Here is a 15,467-nt window from a genome sequence, read left to right as displayed (position 1 = left end):
TCGATAATTGGATTTCGATGTAACCCTACACGCCGAACGAACTTGCGATTGTTCCGTCCCGCATAGCACGTCGAACGCGCACCTCCAACACACTTATGGGATCGTTCGACAAACACCTATCCATGGCACAAGAAGAGCCAGAGGAGCTCCTAGAGCTCAGTTCCGACACTCGGAGCACCCTCGAGAAGCACAACCTGCGTCCGCTCTGGGAAGTCGAAGACGAAATGGGACATCTCCTCGACGACCTCGAACCGGACATCTGGAAGTGGGAGGACATCCAGGCCGCTATCGACGGTGTCGAGGCGGACGTGCCGATCACCGACTTGCCGCCGGGGTTCCAGCGACGAGTCGCAGTTCCGATCAACGCCGAACACGCGATCTCGAATACGATCTACGTCGGCGTGCAGACGGTTTCGCCGGGCGAGACTGCCCCCGCCCACCGCCACGCCGCCAGCGCCCTCCGGTTTACCATCGACGGCCACGAGGACATGAAGACGGTCGTTGCAGGCGAGGAGTTCCCGATGAAGGATAACGACCTCGTCACGACACCACAGTGGGAGTGGCACGACCACGTTAACGACTCCAACGAAACAGCTGCGTGGCTCGATGTCCTCGATCTCCCGCTATTCCTCGACACGCTGAACAACACGCACGTTTTCGAGAACCACGAACTCGAGCGCCAGCCGGTCACGAAGACACAGGGGTACTGGGACTCCCAGTACGGACGCGGTCGCCCCGAGAGCGAGAAGAGCGACGGTTCCATCCCCGGTCCGTTCGAGGGGACCAAGGAACCGACACCACCGTATCGCTTCGGTTGGGACGAAATGCTAGAGTCGCTCCACCAACGCGCCGACAACGACGACCCCGATCCCCACGATGGGTACAGCCTCGCGTACGTTAACCCGGCCACGGCGGAACCGCCGCTGTTTCCGACCATGTCGTTCCGGGCACAGTTACTCAACGACGGACCGACGGACCCCCACTTCCACAACTCCACGGAGGTCTACTTCGTTATTGAGGGCGAGGGCGCGACCCACGTTGACGGCGAAGCTCTGGAGTGGGGACAGTGGGACATTTTCGTCGTGCCGCCGGACGCACCGCACCACCACGAACCCGATGACGAAGCGATTCTATTGGGAATGACCGATCGCCCAATCCTCGAGTCGATGAACTTCTACGCCGAGGCTGCAGTCGACGAGTGACTCGTTTCTAATAACCCGTCTCTCTTCTCGCGCGGGATCGAGAGAGTCGTGAATGGGTAATACTCTTATGGATCAATCGACACTGTTTCTGTATGGCAGAGTTCGACAATCCGTACGTCGATGAGGATCCGTTCGTCCGAGCACACTTTGACTGTCTGGATTGCGGCGGGAAGCTCTGGGAGTACGCGATTCAGGGCCAAATGGTCTGTGAGGATTGCCGGAGCGTCTTCCGGTCGGAGCGAGTCTTCGACGCCACCATCGAGCGGCCCGCAGAGTGAAACATCACGCCCTAACGTTCGTGATGTCACCGATTGCCGTCGGCGAATGGAATGGATTTACATAGGCCGGGGAATTAACTGTCAGTATGGTACTCGAGACGAGCATCGAAGACGCCGCAGCGAAGCGAGAGGACCTTCCGAACGCCGACGAGGTATACGACGAAGACGAGGAGATTCCCGTCGAGGACGTGTTCGACGACGCGTTCGTTCGGGAGCGGACCGACTTCGAGTCGTTCGACGAACTAGTGGCGGCCAGCCCCAGCGAGGCTGACTCCGCAGCGGCGCTTGAGACGGTTCCTCACGGCGAGTGGAACGAGTTTGTCGTCGAGACGACTGAGTTCGAAAACGAAGAGTCGTTCGTGCTGGCCGCCCGCGATCACTGGGTCGCCAAGCGGCTTGATCTGTTCTGAGGAGGTTGGGGTTCACGTCTCCGATCGATATCTTGTCGTGAGAACTCGCTCGAATCGTGTCGATCCTACACTTGAGCGCCTCGTTACGCCGTAACCAAGTGTCGATTCAATCCTCTTCGGGGAAAAGAAGCCGATACCGATCGTCGCTCAGTAGTTGCCGGTCGAGACGATCGGCGGCGAGCCGTGGGGTCCGTACGGCGCGTCATCGAGCCACTCGCCGGCAGTCTCGAAGAAGTCAGACATCTCGGCGGCCACTTCCTTCCGAAGCACCGTCACCGGATCGTCGCCCTGGAGGTACTCGAGGGCCTGACCGGCCGCTCCGAGGTTGTATTCGGCCGCCTTCTCACGACGTGCCGCGTAGAGTTCGACTTCGTCGCGTGCGACTGCGTCGGTGCGCGCATTCAGTGCCACGGCAATAGCTGAGGCGGCTTCGTCGGCATCGGCGACGCCGGAGTTCATTCCGCGAGCACCGAAGGGGGCCAGCAGGTGTGCGGCCTCGCCGGCCAGCAGCACGCGGCGCTGATCGTCGACGAACGAGTCCGCCATTACTTGCAGGAAGTGGTAGGTCGAGATCCACTTCAGACCGTCCGTGTATTCCTCGCCCATGATGTCGCGGACGAACTCCCGCATCTGCTCCTCACTACCGAGTTCCTCGGGGTCATCGCCCTCGATACACTGAATGTCCAGACGCCAGCCACCGGTGAAGGGAACGAGCAGCACGTTCCGACCGTCAGTCTCCGGAGCGTCGTAGTGGAACATTCGCTCGAGATCCGGATGCCCGTCCTCGATCTCTTCGTCCTCGATATCGGCGATGATGAAGGCGTTCTCGGACTGGTCGCCTTCGAAGTTCGACCCGATCTCTTTGCGGACGGTCGAACCGCCGCCGTCGGCCCCGATCAAGTACTCCGCCCGCCACTCTTGATCGTCGGCCGTCTCGACGCGAACGCCCTCGGACGAGGAATCCACCGAAACGACCTCGGACTCCCAGTGGATATCGATCCCGACTTCGTCCAGTGCCTCGTGCATGTACCGTTCGGTCACCACCTGCGGAACGCTGGTAAAGTGCGGGATGTCACCGGAACCGCCGGCCGAATCGTACGTCCGATTGAAGACCTCCTTGCCGCGGAACAGCGTCCGCCGCGTCGGCCAGACGAGTCCTTCATCGACGAGGTCGGTTCCCAGTCCTGGGTGGATTCGCTCGAGAGTCCGAAGCGTCGTGCCGTGTACGTAGATCGCACGGCTCCCGGATCGATCTCGGTCCTCGGATTCGGCCTCGAGGATCGCTGTCTCGATTCCGCGTGCGTGCAATGCGAGCGCAGCAGTCATACCGACTGGTCCAGCACCTGCAACCAGCACTGGCACATCGGTCGTTTCACCGCTCATGCTGAGCAGTGACGCAACGCGGTGTGATAGTAGTTGTGGTTGTCCACTGTAACCCCTCCTGTAGATGACGATGCTCGATTTACACCCGGACCGGATTACATTCAACGAAGCCGCGCGCGAGTCTTCACCTCCTTCTTTTGATATTAGCAAAACGTATTGCTGCTCGAGTACGTCACCCGTCTTATGACCACGGACGACGAACCGCGGCGGATTCAGTCTGCAGACAGGGTCTGTGATATCCTCGAGTACCTGCGGGACGGGGATCAGACGACGGTCTCGGAAGTGGCTGATGCCGTCGATCTGTCACCGGGAACGGCCCACACGTATCTTGCGACACTCGAATCACGCGGATTCGTGCAAAAACGGGAGGGGAAGTACCGACTCGGTCTCGAACTCTTACCCTACGGGGAACACGTCCGCCTTCAAAACGATCTCTATCAAGCCGCCAAAGCGGAATTGCATCGTCTTGCACACGATAGCGACGCTACCGCACACCTCATGACCGAGTACGAGGGTCGGTTGATCGTGTTGCACGAAGCGTTCGGCGAGAACGCGATCGGGACGGAGTACCATCCGCGCAAGCGAGAACGCCCTCAGACGCACCTTCACTGTACGTCCGCCGGAAAGGCGATTCTCGCTCATCTGCCTGACTACCGAGTCGCACGGATCATCGAGGACCAGGGTCTCGTTTCCTATACGTCCTCGACGATTACGGACGAGGCCGAACTTGTCGCCGAACTCGAGACCGTACGGGACCGCGGGTTCGCGCTGAACGATCAGGAACAGATGCACGGAATTCGAGCAGTCGGTTCGCCGATTCGCTACGACGGGGACCGGGTCCTCGGTGCAGTCAGTCTGTCGGGAGCGGCGAGTAACTGGAGCGGCGACCGGTTCCGCCGGGACCTGCCGGAAAAGGTTATGCGGGCCGCAAACGCCATCGAGGTGAACTTCCATTCGAACTCCACGGGAGGGATCAGCCCCGATTGAAACACCCGACGGAGAACGCGACGTCTCGACCGTTCGTGTAACCGCCCGGACGCCGACTACTCGATGCACCTCTGATAAACGGACCCATTCGGGGACCCGTGGAACGTCCGAGAACGGTTTTGACGTCATCAAACTGAGCCGAGAGCGTTACGAACGCCTATAATTAGGTGCTGGTACGGGAAATCGGTTCCCCTGAACGCGGGAATATATGTCAGGGTATGTGTTGTACAACCAATGCTGGAGTCCGACGAAGCCCAGCCGAGACAAGAAACGTTAGACGAGTACTACGTCATCGACGGTGACTGCCACTACATGGAGTCGTTTCACGATGTCGCCGAGTACATGGAGGAGCCGTGGAAGACGAAGTTCGAGGGCAGCAACTTCGACGAGAAAGGTGCGAAGCAAAACCTCAGCTCGTTCTTCCCCTTCACGACCGGTGATCGACAGGCACACGGCAAGGTCACCCGCGAACACTCCTCGTATCCCGACGAGCCCGAGACTCCCGAGCGCATCCGAGACGGAATGGAATCGATCGGCGTCGACGAGACGCTGTTGATCTCGCATCTCATTCTCGCCGGCGCCGGAACCACCGCTGATGACGACCGACAGAGCGCGTTCGCGAAAGCCTACGTCGAGTACATGCTCGAGGAGGTTCTCGACCCCGACGACGGGATCCACGGGCTCGCTCCGATTCCGTACAGCGACGTCGACGCGTCGCTCGAGATCTTCGACCGTATCGAGGGCGAGGACGCCTACGTCGGCGCCTGTTTCGTCACCGCCGGTGCGACGCCGCCGCTCGGCAACCGCAAGTACGATCCGCTCTACGAGCGCTGCGAGGAACTCGGTCTCCCGGCCGTATTCCACACGGGCGGTGCCGGCCTCGACGAGTACGTCCGGGCGGGCTATCAGGAGATGCTCGAGACCCACACCCTCGGCTTTCTGGAGTCGAACATGTCCCAGATCGTCAGCCTCGTCGTCCAGGGTATCCCCGAGAAGTTCCCCGACCTGGACATCGTCTTCATGGAGTCGGGGATCACCTACCTCCCCGGCCTGATGGCGCGTCTCGACGAGGAGTACCTCAAGCGTCCCGAAGAAGCGCCGCTGCTCGAGAAGAAACCGGGCGAGTACATCACCGACTTCTACTACGGGACACAACCGCTGGAAGTCTCCGCCGAAACCGAGTACCTCGAGAAGTGTTTCGATCTGGTCGGCGCGGACAGCCTGATGTTCGCCTCGGACTACCCGCACTGGGACTACGACCGTCCGACGACGGTTACCGATCTCCCCTTCCTATCGGAGGACGAGAAGAAACAGATCCTCTCGGAGAACGCCAAGGAGGTCTTCGGCCTATGAGCACGACGGAACTGATCGAAGTCAAATCCGACGCGGAGTTCGAAGACGGCGATCGGGAACTGATCGAGGTAAACGGCGTCGAAGTCGGCGTGCTTCGCGTCGACGGGGAGTACTACGCGGTCAGGAATCGGTGTCTCCACGACTGCGGACCGGTCGCCGAGGGCGCAGTCGGAAAGAAACTCGTCGGCGAGTTCGTCGAGCCCGGGAAACGCGTCGAGAAGGGGTACGATGACGATGAGCCGATCATCTCCTGTCCATGGCACGGCTGGTCGTACGACCTCGAGTCCGGCGAACAACTCGCCGACGATGACATCGTCTTGCCGACGTACGACGCCGTCGTCGACGACGGCGTCGTTTACGTCGACTGTCAGTAACTCGGCTCTATTTTATATAGGTACTTTCGAGCGCGTACCATCGTTCCCGAAGCGTCGAGAAAGGCAGTGATGGCCTCGCGAGGGCTCGTTTGATCCCTCTCTGCCGACGAGTGTCCTGGTAGCCGGCGAGACCTGTGTGCGGCTCGGATATCCTGGAACACCGGAGTTGCGGCCTGTTCTTGAGACATCGAACGAACTCGCACCTGCAGTATCGGGGCCAGCACATCGAAAACGAACTGCTATCGAAAGCGAGCGCTCGTAACGGGGCCCGAGCCATCTACCGGGGGACCGGACGTGCCAGATTCTGATACCTATCCGAACGCGTTGGGTCGATACCGCCCTCCTCAGATGAGCCCTAGAGCTGCGACGCCATGGGTTAGTACAGCGGCGATGGGGATCAGCAGCGCTGTACGGAGTATTAGAATAAGAGTGAGATCGCGGAACCGCATGGGAACGTCGTCGAACATATCGACCATCATGGGGGCCGACGCGGCGAAGAAGATCGCTTGTGCGCTCGTAATGATTACGACGAACACTTTCGTCACCAGATCCGTCCCAACGACGAGCGTTGCACCGATAAAGTACTCGGCCGTGCCACCAATGATTCCTGTGGCCGCCATTTCCGGGTCAGGAATGCCGAGGATAGTCATTAGTGGGACGAGCGGTGCCGCAAGGTACTCGAAAAACGGCGTATATGCCTCGAGCAGGAGAACGCTGGTCCCGATCGTCAACACGGTACCGATGATCATCGCGGTGAGTTTCGTCCCGTCGACGAAGCCGTTGATCGCTGCACGGGGGATCGATTCGCCCTTCTCTGCGGTTTTCACGCCTTCGCTGAAGGCGAACCGGAGGTAGTCGACAACGGAGCCGGTGAACATCGGCTCGGGGTCGGGTTCGGCGATGTACTCCTCGGGCACCGTTGAGAGTGGTGGAATTCGGACGAGGACCGCTGCGACGATGAGCGTCGCAATCATATACAGCGCGACGAGAAGCGGAAAGATGTGGAGGATCTCGAGCACGGCGGCGACCGCGCCGACCGTTCCGAGGTTGGCGGTGGCGAAACACGTACAGATTACGAACACCTCACGCTTGTTGTACCCGCCGCGATCGAAGACGTTTCGGGTGAGATAGTATCCAACGCTGAACGATCCGAGCCACGACGCGGCACTATCGAGGGCCGAGCGGCCAGGAAGGTTGAACAGCGGTCGCATGATCGGCTGGGCTAGCGTTCCGATGAATTGGAGGCCGCCGAGTTCGGCGAGCAGATTGACAAAGATACCGCCGAGGGGAATCACGAGCGCGACCGTGACCATGAGGACCTCCCAGGCTATCCCGGTGATATTGTCGGCGAGCAACCACTCAGGTCCGACACCGAAAAACATAGCGATCCCGAGGAATATCGCTATCACGCGGAACGCCCAGAACGGTTTCGACGTCTGCCAGTAATCGATTTGGAGCCACTTTTGCGTCCGTTCCTCGAGCGTGATCACGCCCTGGTAGTGTAGCATTGTGACCGTCGTCAGAATCCCGCCGGCAAACAGTACTCCCATAATGAATATTTCGACGGTGAGCATCGACGTTTCCGTAATCCAGGTCATCAGAACGTCGAGCGGAATCGTCGTCTGCCCGTTGTGTTGTACCGGAAGGAGGAAGAAAAACGCTCCAGCCGTGAACGCGATGATAAACTTCAGCGTCGGTCTGAGTCGTTTCTCGACGAGAGTAACGTCGTTTATCGACTTTGTGTCGGGTTTCACCGACTCTCCCGAAACGTGATCGTCGTCCTCCCAGCTCTGGCTACCGAACATATTGCGACAAATCCTGGCATGTGTCATAAAAACACCGATCATATGTCGGGATAAGTTCTATTGTAACAATAGTTAGATACATGCGATTAAGGTGTTTCGGTAGAAATAATCTAGCAGACTAATTTATAGCATCTACTGGCGGCCCCGAGGCGTTGAACTCGAGCGAGCGTACCGAAGTAACTAGCTACGATCGGACGTCTTGCAGTTACCATGTTTCAGCTAAACGGTAGCGCGGAGCCCTCTTCCTTAACGAGCCAACCCGTAAGGGCGAGCGAAGTAGGGTGTGATCGGTTACTTCCTGCGTTCGTCCGACCCGTATCGTGTAGCGGCCATCGATGCTGGAGGCGACTATTTTGCCCCCTACATGTCAACTATCGTGTCGTGAGACGGACGAACAACGGGGAACTGGGTGACTGACAGGCAGTCGGTGTACCGTTCTACGGCTGATCAAAGTTCTGAGCAGCCCCGAGATCGGAAGCGGCTGGTCGCGGTTCGGTTTTCTGAAAGTATCTCGAAATTCCGCATACGGCTGGAGAACTGATACCCCGACGGACCACCGATCCTCGAGGAGCCCGACGAGGAGACGCATCAAGAGTAGCTCCTGGTCGGTTGTTCGACGTCCCGACCGGTTCAGTCGTCGCTAGAAGCGCCGTTTTCAAGCGCGTCGCGCAGATCGTCGGGGACTGTAATACCGCCGTCGCCATCGACGGGTACGCAGACGCGGTGTTCAGTCCCGGTGAAGACGGTCTCGTCGCCGTGAGTCGCCCGATAGTCGAACTCGACGCTGGACTTCCCGACGGTCGTATCGATCTCGATCTCGACCTCGTCGCCGCCCTCGACCTGTCCCCGGAAGTCGAAGTCCATCGAAACGAGGGGGAGACCCAGTTCGTGTCGCTCGTGGAGTTCCCAGTAGGGCCACCCGATCTCCTCCATGAACATATCCGACGTTTCGTGGACCGCGTCGATCATCCGCGGATAGTGGGCGATACCGAACGGATCCGTATCCGAGAAGCGAACGGTCCAGGTCCGTGTATAACTCATACGATCGATTCGAAGACGGACTGCGGTCCTGATAAATCTACTGTCGAACCGGCTCGAGTCCACTCGATTACAAATCGAGGGGTTGCAGCCCCTCGAATATCGGCTCTCGTTCCAGAAGACGGCTGCAAGTATTGCCCGAGTCCGCGGACGAAAACGTCAACGTTACTTGCTCGGTTGTAAAACCAATACTCGTGACGCGATACCACAGGGATGGATCGACGCGCGATCGAACGCGTTTCCGCCGCGAGAATCGCGGGGATCCGCCCGTAACCGGCAACTGACTATGACTGCGAGTCCTGATACAGCGCTCGACGACATCGACGCCGAGCCGGCGACCGACGAACGGGCCGACTACGACTACGTCTCGGACGGCGTTGACCGCCCGGATCTGGTCGCCGACCTCCGCGATCGGATCGACGGCGACGTTCGGTTCGACACCTACTCCCGCCAGCTGTACGCGACCGACGCGAGTGCGTACCGGGAGACGCCGATCGGCGTCATTTTCCCGACCTCGACTGCCGACGTCGCGAGCGTCGTCTCCTACTGCGCCGACCGTGAGATTCCCGTCTTGCCGCGGGGCGGCGGGACGAGCCTCGCGGGTCAGGCGATCAACGAGGCGGTCGTCCTCGATTTCACCCGTTACATGGACGACGTCCTCTCGATCACCCCGGACGATCGACGCGCGAGCGTCCAGTCGGGAGTCGTCCTCGAGGAACTCAACGACGCGCTCGCTACCTACGGGCTGAAGTTCGCACCCGACCCCGCCGCCGGCAACCGCAGCGTTATCGGCGGTGCGATCGGGAACAACTCGACCGGGGCCCACTCGCTGATCTACGGGAAGACGGACGCCTACGTCGAGGAGTGCGAGGCCGTCCTAGCTGACGGGACGGTCGCCACGCTCGGCGACGTCGAAGTCGAGGAGTTGCGCGAGCGGGCCGACCCCGACGGCGACCTCCTCGAGCGCGTCTTCGCCGAGGTCGTCCGGATTATCGACGAGGATGCCGACACGGTCCGCGAGCGGTTCCCCGACCTGAAACGCAACGTCTCCGGCTACAATCTCGACGTGCTTATCGAGGAGGCCGAGACGGGCACCGTTAACCTCGCGCGTCTGCTGGCCGGCAGCGAGGGGACGCTGGCCGTCATTACTGAGGCCGAGATCGCCCTCGAGCCCGTCCCGGAAACGAAGGCGGTCTCCTTGCTGTTCTACGAGAGCGTCCTCGAGGCCGTAACGGACGTCCAGCACGTCCTCGAGCACGATCCGGCCGCGGTCGAACTCATCGACGACGTCCTCCTTGGGCTGGCTCGGAACACGGCTGACTTCGAGGATGTCGCGGCACTGGCCCCCGAGAACGCCCAGGCGGCTCTGCTAGTCGAGTTCTACGCCGAGGACGACGGTCACGGACGGGAACGAACAGCGGGTCTCCTCGCCGACCGCGTCCCCGGGAGCGACAGCGAGTCAACTCCGCCGACGGATCGACCGGAGATCGACGACATTAACGCCTTCGAGGGACTCGAGGCACACGCTGCGGACGAGCGCGACCAGTTTTGGAAGCTCCGCAAGGCCGGCCTGCCGATTCTGCTGTCGCGGACCTCCGACGAGAAACACATCAGCTTCATCGAGGACTGTGCGATCCCACCCGAACACCTCCCCGAATTCGTCGAGCGGTTCCAGTCGCTGCTCGTCGAGAAGAACCGCGACGTCGACGCGGCATTCTACGCTCATGCCGGCCCGGGAGTTCTCCACGTTCGTCCGCTGGTGAACACGAAGGCGGCTGCCGATCGCGAGGACATGGTCGAGATCGCCGACGAAGTAACCGACATGGTCGTCGAATTTGGCGGATCTGTCTCGGGTGAACACGGCGACGGTCACGCCCGCACCCAGTGGAACCGTAAACTCTACGGCGAGGAGCTGTGGGAGACTTTCCGCGACCTGAAGACGGCGTTCGATCCGAACTGGTTGCTCAACCCCGGCAACGTCTGTGGCGACCACGACATGACCGAGAACCTTCGGTACGACGATGAATACAGCCACGATGCGGATTTCGATCCCGCTCTAAACTGGGATAACGAGAACGGGATGCAGGGCATGGTCGAACTTTGTCACGGCTGTGGCGGGTGTCGGGGCGAGCAAGAGACGACCGGTGGCGTGATGTGTCCGACCTACCGTACCGCCGACGAGGAAATCACCGCTACCCGGGGCCGGGCGAATCTCCTCCGGGACGCGATGAGCGGCAATCTTCCTGACGATCCAACCGACGACGAGTTCGTCGAGGAAGTCCTCGATCTCTGTATCGGCTGCAAGGGCTGTGCGCGTGACTGTCCCAGCGAGGTCGATATGGCCAAACTCAAGACGGAAGTCAAGCACGCGCGTCACCAGGAACACGGCTCGAGTCTCCGGGACAAGCTGTTCGCCAATTTCGATCGGCTCGCACCTCTGGGAAGCGCCCTCGCACCGATCTCGAACCTCGCTCAGGAACTCCCCGGGGTCGGAACGATCACCGAGAAGACTGTCGGCATCGCGCGCGAGCGGTCGCTTCCGGAGTTTCATCGCGAGACCGTCAAGGACTGGTTCGAGGATCGCGGCGGCTCACGGATCCCGGAGAGCGACGCAGCGCGGAAGGCCGTCTTCTTCGTCGACAGCTACAGCAACTACAGCCATCCCTCGGTCGGCAAGGCGACGGTCCGAGTCCTCGAGGCCGCCGGCGTCCACGTCGACGTCGCGAAACGAACCGATAGCGGCCGGCCAGCGCTCTCGAAGGGGTTCATCGATACGGCCCGTGAGACGATGCGTTCGAACGTTGCCGAACTCGCCCCCCGCGTTGATGACGGGTGGGACGTCGTCCTCGCGGAACCCTCCGATGCGGTGATGTTCCAGTCCGATGCGCTCGATCTGCTTGGTGGGCGAGCCGTCGAATCGGTCGCGGCGAATTCGTACGGTGTCTGTGAGTACCTCGATACGTTCCGGCTCGACGCGAACGTTGACTGGAACACGCCTGCGGAGTCGCTAGCGTACCACGGCCACTGCCACCAGAAGGCGACGAAAAAGGACCACCATGCTGTTGGTGTCCTCCGACGCGCCGGCTACGTTGTCGATCCGCTCGATTCGGGTTGCTGTGGTATGGCCGGCAGCTTCGGGTACGAGGCCGAGCACTACTCGCTGAGCCAGTCGATCGGCGACATCCTTGTTGATCAGATCGACGATAGCGATGCGACCGTCGTCACTGCGCCCGGGACGTCCTGCCGGACCCAACTCGGAGACAAGCGCCTCAAACCGGTTCCGGCCGATAGCTCGCTCGCGGGCAGCGCCCTCGACGACGACGAACCGCCGACACCGATCGAACTACTTGCCTACGCAGTTCAGTAACGCTCGACCGGTCCCTCGCTTTCGTTGGAGACACGCCTCAGAGGCGCAATACCACTGTTAGATGCGAAGCGTCGTCGGTTGGTGCGACAATTTACCGTTCGTCGTATGTTTAAATGCAACTATCCGCCTATGTGTAACCGATCTAGTACCAAGTAGAATGTGTGTCGGGATGCGGCCGTTCAGATGCGAACGAGAATATCTTCGCCGTCAACGGTACAGTCGAATGTCCCGATTCGCTGTCCGGAGGCCTCGTGTTCGCCGGTCTCGAGGTCCCACTCCCAGAGGTGCCAGGGACAGGAAACAGTACACGCTTCGGCGTTGAGCCCACCACGTTCACCCGTCCAGGTATCCTCGGCGTTGATCTTCTCGTCGCCGGCTTTACAGAGTGGGGCGCGTTGGTGGGAGCACCGATTGCTGATCGCGTAGTAGTCGTCTCCGGTGTTGAAAACGGCGATCTCGATGCCGTCGATCTCGTATCCTTCGCCCTCTCCTTCGGGAATATCGCCAACCTCTGCGACCTTGGTGAAGTTATCGTCAGTCATTGATTTAGATGTCGAGGATCTCTCTGGCGTTTCCGCTCAGAATCCGTTCGCGCGTATGTTCGTCGAACGCACGCGAAGTGTAGAACCACGTCGGCGGATCCAGCGTCTGGTGTGGCCAATCGCTCGAATAGATGAACATCTCGTCGGCGAGGGAGAGATCAAGCAAGTTCTCCGCGTCACCCGCTCTGCGTGGCAGCGCGAACGGCTGCGTACAGAGATAGAAGTTATCGCGGAGGTAGTCGCTCGGGGCCCGCTCGAGATAGGTCTCGCTCGAATCCATCTTCCGAGGCGTGATCTGGACGTCTTCGGGGTGCATCTCGTAGAACTCGTCCATCCGGTAGCGGAGGAACGGAACCCACCAGTGACCGCCCTCCTGAATGACCACGTTCAGGTCGGGATACTTGTCGAAAACACCGCGCATGATCATATTGACGACGGTGACCATTGCGTGGATCGGCCAGTCGAAACCCAATACTTCGGTCCAGGTGAGCATGTCGTCGCCGATGTAGGAGTGCTGGGGCCAGTAGGCCAGCGATCCGTGGAGCAACAGCGGCATGTCGTTCTCGACTAACATCTCGAAGACGGGATCGAACTGCTCGTTGCCCCACGGCACTTTTGGATCAAACCAGGAGTACGCCGCGACGATGTTGTCCTCGTCGGCCATCCGTTCGATCTCCTCAACGGCGTAGTCGGGATCCCACTTCGGGATCATTGCCGACGTATACATGCCTTCGTCCGCGAAGTGATCGAGCATGTAGTCGTTCGCCGCCTGACAGACTGCGTTCTTCAGAACGGGATGGTGTTGTAGGTTGAGGTTGTTGATCCCCGCGTTGACGATCGGTTCGTCTACGGCGATGTTTTCACAGGCCTCGTGGACGTCTTCCGCGTACTTAGCGCGACCCTGAGTGAACAAACCTTCTTGTCCCTCTTTGATCCCGTATGCGGCGTCCCACTTGCCCATTACGGGCGTCGGCCCAAACTCCGTCGTCAACTTGTCCAGCGCACGGTCGTCTTCAACGTACGTTAACAGTTCGTCTTCGAGCGGATTGACGTGAAAGTCGAGATCGACGATCTCGTCCTCGAACGCCTCTTCCGGAACCTCAGCATCCCGGTCGAGACGCTTGACTGATGACTCCATACGAACCGGTATACCCAACCATCAATAATCAAGCTTCTGGTTAGTACACAAGCGTTTCACTGATTAGAAGTGATATATTTACTAGTATGCGTTCGGCAATTCCGAATGAATTGGACTAATATTATCCAACTGCTAGGTGAGGCGTCTGTCGATCCAGGTTCTCCATATGGATTTACAACCATATGGTTGTTCGTTAACCAGGGTCCGTTCGGCATCACCGAACGGCATGATAGAGCCGAACCTACATCGACGACCAACGAGCGTGACAAGCTGATCCTCAGTTCTGTGGATACTGTAGCTTCAATTCGAGTTCGTTCGCTGCTTCGAGCAAGGTCGGTTTGACCTCCTCGTGACAACGATCGACGGTGAGCCGATTGGCGGGGCCGGACACGCTGATCGCGCCGTGGATCGTTTCCTGGCCCAGCACGGGCGCGCCGATCGCTCGAACCCCGTCGACCGTCTCTTTATTGTTGAGTGCGATACCTTCCTCCCGGATCCGGTCGAGCTCGGCTCGCAACTCGTTGGGGTCGGTGATCGTGTTGGGCGTCAGTTTGGGCAGCCCGTGTCGGTCGATGATCTCCTCGACGCGTTCCTCCGAGAGATACGCCAAAATGAGTTTTCCGGTCGCCAGGTGGTGGAGCCGCGCTCGACCGCCGATGCTCGCGTGGGTCTGGACCGCTCGTTCACCCATCGCCTTGTCTAGATAGACGGCCTTCCCGTGTTCTTCGACGATGATCCACGCGACTTCACCGGTCTCGGCCGCTAATTCTTCGAGGATCGGCCCACCCATCCGAGCGATCGCACGGTTGTTCTTGACGAACATACCGTGCTCAAGAAACTTGAGGCTGAGTTCGTATTCGTCGCCGCTTCGGAGTACGTATTCGTTGCTCTCGAGCGTCGCGAGGTGACTGTGAATCGTACTTTTGGCGAACTTGAGTTCGCCGGTCAGTTCAGCTAGCGTCGCCCCATTGAGCGACTGTAACGCATTGAGAATCTCCAACACTGTGTCGGTCGTCTTGACCCGTCGTTTGGGGTCATCACCCGTTGTCATATCCGTTGGATGCCTACGAGCGACAAAATGTTTTCGGAGAGGCGTGTTTCTAGACGTAGCGAACGACAAATTCCTACGTAGAGAACGTAGAGATTGTCCAGCGTCGCGGTCGGCTCTGGACCAGCGCCTCGGGGCGAAGTGAAAACACTATCAAGTGCAACTTCACTCTTGTTGGCTGCGTTGAATCACTAGACGGCGTCGGGGGAGGTCAGTAAATCGAAGGAGTTGAAGCGGGGAGACTTCGGTTGTCCATGACGAAAATCTCCCGCTTCACCGAGCGTTGCGTCTCGATTGCACAAAGAGTTACGGGTGAACGAGGCGAATCCGCCGCCCCGCAGGGCGGCGGCGGATTCGCCGACTATGCCCTCGTTTCGCTGCATTGTCTCCGGATTTATCTCGATACGTCCTACCGGATGACAATCGATCTGTTGAAGGAGATGCCGCAAATAACAGGGGAGATCGGCCTTGACGAGGCCGATCTCCCCGCGCCTTCCACGCTGTGTAAGGCGTTTGATCGGATCGAGATGAGCGTCTGTCGA

General features: G+C 59.6%; 13 protein-coding genes and 1 pseudogene. 8 read left to right on the top strand and 6 right to left on the bottom strand.

Going from position 1 to position 15,467, the window contains the following annotated elements:
• Positions 1 to 122: 122 nt before the first annotated feature.
• The 3 genes from GWG54_RS15570 to GWG54_RS15560 all read left to right on the top strand — a co-directional run bounded on the left by GWG54_RS15570 (position 123) and on the right by GWG54_RS15560 (position 1,890).
• The gene (locus tag GWG54_RS15570) at positions 123 to 1,202 is read left to right on the top strand and encodes a cupin domain-containing protein (RefSeq protein WP_167938646.1); all 1,080 of its coding nucleotides are present in this window, start codon (positions 123 to 125) and stop codon (positions 1,200 to 1,202) included.
• A gap of 92 nt (positions 1,203 to 1,294) precedes the next feature.
• Positions 1,295 to 1,480, top strand: a complete 186-nt coding sequence (locus tag GWG54_RS15565) for a hypothetical protein (RefSeq protein ID WP_008422435.1) — start codon at positions 1,295 to 1,297, stop codon at positions 1,478 to 1,480.
• Positions 1,481 to 1,566: 86 nt separating this feature from the next.
• The gene (locus GWG54_RS15560) at positions 1,567 to 1,890 is read left to right on the top strand and encodes a hypothetical protein (RefSeq protein WP_167938645.1); all 324 of its coding nucleotides are present in this window, start codon (positions 1,567 to 1,569) and stop codon (positions 1,888 to 1,890) included.
• 147 nt (positions 1,891 to 2,037) lie between these two features.
• Here the strand turns inward: GWG54_RS15560 and GWG54_RS15555 are convergent, their stop codons facing one another.
• Positions 2,038 to 3,273, bottom strand: coding sequence for an FAD-dependent monooxygenase (locus GWG54_RS15555; protein WP_167938644.1), 1,236 nt, complete (start codon positions 3,271 to 3,273; stop codon positions 2,038 to 2,040).
• Positions 3,274 to 3,456: 183 nt separating this feature from the next.
• On the opposite strand from GWG54_RS15555, the gene GWG54_RS15550 reads away from it, so the two are divergent.
• From GWG54_RS15550 to GWG54_RS15540, 3 genes are all read left to right on the top strand, one after another.
• Positions 3,457 to 4,260, top strand: coding sequence for an IclR family transcriptional regulator (locus tag GWG54_RS15550; protein ID WP_167938643.1), 804 nt, complete (start codon positions 3,457 to 3,459; stop codon positions 4,258 to 4,260).
• A 234-nt stretch (positions 4,261 to 4,494) separates the two neighbouring features.
• On the top strand, positions 4,495 to 5,613 hold the full coding sequence (locus tag GWG54_RS15545; RefSeq protein WP_167938642.1) for an amidohydrolase family protein: 1,119 nt from the start codon (positions 4,495 to 4,497) through the stop codon (positions 5,611 to 5,613).
• A complete protein-coding gene (locus GWG54_RS15540; RefSeq protein WP_167938641.1) occupies positions 5,610 to 5,987 on the top strand; it encodes a Rieske 2Fe-2S domain-containing protein in 378 nt (125 codons plus the stop codon). Before GWG54_RS15545 ends, GWG54_RS15540 begins: the two co-directional genes overlap by 4 nt.
• Positions 5,988 to 6,331: 344 nt before the next feature.
• On the opposite strand, the gene GWG54_RS15535 is transcribed toward GWG54_RS15540, so the two are convergent.
• Together GWG54_RS15535 and GWG54_RS15530 are read right to left on the bottom strand one after the other, a co-directional pair.
• Positions 6,332 to 7,792: a YjiH family protein gene (locus GWG54_RS15535; RefSeq protein WP_167938640.1), complete on the bottom strand. Its 1,461-nt coding sequence runs from the start codon at positions 7,790 to 7,792 to the stop codon at positions 6,332 to 6,334.
• Positions 7,793 to 8,422: 630 nt separating this feature from the next.
• Positions 8,423 to 8,833, bottom strand: a complete 411-nt coding sequence (locus tag GWG54_RS15530; RefSeq protein ID WP_167938639.1) for a thioesterase family protein — start codon at positions 8,831 to 8,833, stop codon at positions 8,423 to 8,425.
• Positions 8,834 to 9,116: 283 nt separating this feature from the next.
• Here GWG54_RS15530 and GWG54_RS15525 point away from each other — a divergent pair, with 283 nt between their 5' ends.
• The gene (locus GWG54_RS15525; protein WP_167938638.1) at positions 9,117 to 12,197 is read left to right on the top strand and encodes an FAD-binding and (Fe-S)-binding domain-containing protein; all 3,081 of its coding nucleotides are present in this window, start codon (positions 9,117 to 9,119) and stop codon (positions 12,195 to 12,197) included.
• 179 nt (positions 12,198 to 12,376) lie between these two features.
• On the opposite strand, the gene GWG54_RS15520 is transcribed toward GWG54_RS15525, so the two are convergent.
• From GWG54_RS15520 to GWG54_RS15510, 3 genes are all read right to left on the bottom strand, one after another.
• Positions 12,377 to 12,739 carry a Rieske 2Fe-2S domain-containing protein gene (locus tag GWG54_RS15520; RefSeq protein WP_008422423.1) on the bottom strand — a complete coding sequence of 121 codons (363 nt, stop codon included), beginning with the start codon at positions 12,737 to 12,739 and terminating at the stop codon, positions 12,377 to 12,379.
• Positions 12,740 to 12,743: 4 nt separating this feature from the next.
• The gene (locus tag GWG54_RS15515) at positions 12,744 to 13,895 is read right to left on the bottom strand and encodes an amidohydrolase family protein (RefSeq protein WP_245242826.1); all 1,152 of its coding nucleotides are present in this window, start codon (positions 13,893 to 13,895) and stop codon (positions 12,744 to 12,746) included.
• A 259-nt stretch (positions 13,896 to 14,154) separates the two neighbouring features.
• Positions 14,155 to 14,997, bottom strand: a complete 843-nt coding sequence (locus tag GWG54_RS15510) for an IclR family transcriptional regulator (protein WP_245242825.1) — start codon at positions 14,995 to 14,997, stop codon at positions 14,155 to 14,157.
• A gap of 182 nt (positions 14,998 to 15,179) precedes the next feature.
• Between GWG54_RS15510 and GWG54_RS15505 the strand changes: the two are divergent.
• Positions 15,180 to 15,467: pseudogene (locus GWG54_RS15505) on the top strand (IS5/IS1182 family transposase); the annotation flags it as partial.

Source organism: Natronococcus sp. JC468, from assembly GCF_012163165.1.
In the GTDB taxonomy this organism is placed as follows: domain Archaea; phylum Halobacteriota; class Halobacteria; order Halobacteriales; family Natrialbaceae; genus Natronococcus; species Natronococcus jeotgali.
The sequence above is the reverse complement of the archived record's forward strand: the minus strand, read 5'-3'. Positions and strand labels throughout refer to the sequence as shown.

Excerpts from the sequence above, each read along its gene's own strand:
- GWG54_RS15570 (WP_167938646.1), top strand. The coding sequence starts at position 123 with ATGGCACAAGAAGAGCCAGAGGAGCTCCTAGAGCTCAGTTCCGACACT.
- GWG54_RS15565 (WP_008422435.1), top strand. The coding sequence starts at position 1,295 with ATGGCAGAGTTCGACAATCCGTACGTCGATGAGGATCCGTTCGTCCGA.
- GWG54_RS15560 (WP_167938645.1), top strand. The coding sequence starts at position 1,567 with ATGGTACTCGAGACGAGCATCGAAGACGCCGCAGCGAAGCGAGAGGAC.
- GWG54_RS15555 (WP_167938644.1), bottom strand. The coding sequence starts at position 3,273 with ATGAGCGGTGAAACGACCGATGTGCCAGTGCTGGTTGCAGGTGCTGGA.
- GWG54_RS15550 (WP_167938643.1), top strand. The coding sequence starts at position 3,457 with ATGACCACGGACGACGAACCGCGGCGGATTCAGTCTGCAGACAGGGTC.
- GWG54_RS15545 (WP_167938642.1), top strand. The coding sequence starts at position 4,495 with ATGCTGGAGTCCGACGAAGCCCAGCCGAGACAAGAAACGTTAGACGAG.
- GWG54_RS15540 (WP_167938641.1), top strand. The coding sequence starts at position 5,610 with ATGAGCACGACGGAACTGATCGAAGTCAAATCCGACGCGGAGTTCGAA.
- GWG54_RS15535 (WP_167938640.1), bottom strand. The coding sequence starts at position 7,792 with ATGTTCGGTAGCCAGAGCTGGGAGGACGACGATCACGTTTCGGGAGAG.
- GWG54_RS15530 (WP_167938639.1), bottom strand. The coding sequence starts at position 8,833 with ATGAGTTATACACGGACCTGGACCGTTCGCTTCTCGGATACGGATCCG.
- GWG54_RS15525 (WP_167938638.1), top strand. The coding sequence starts at position 9,117 with ATGACTGCGAGTCCTGATACAGCGCTCGACGACATCGACGCCGAGCCG.
- GWG54_RS15520 (WP_008422423.1), bottom strand. The coding sequence starts at position 12,739 with ATGACTGACGATAACTTCACCAAGGTCGCAGAGGTTGGCGATATTCCC.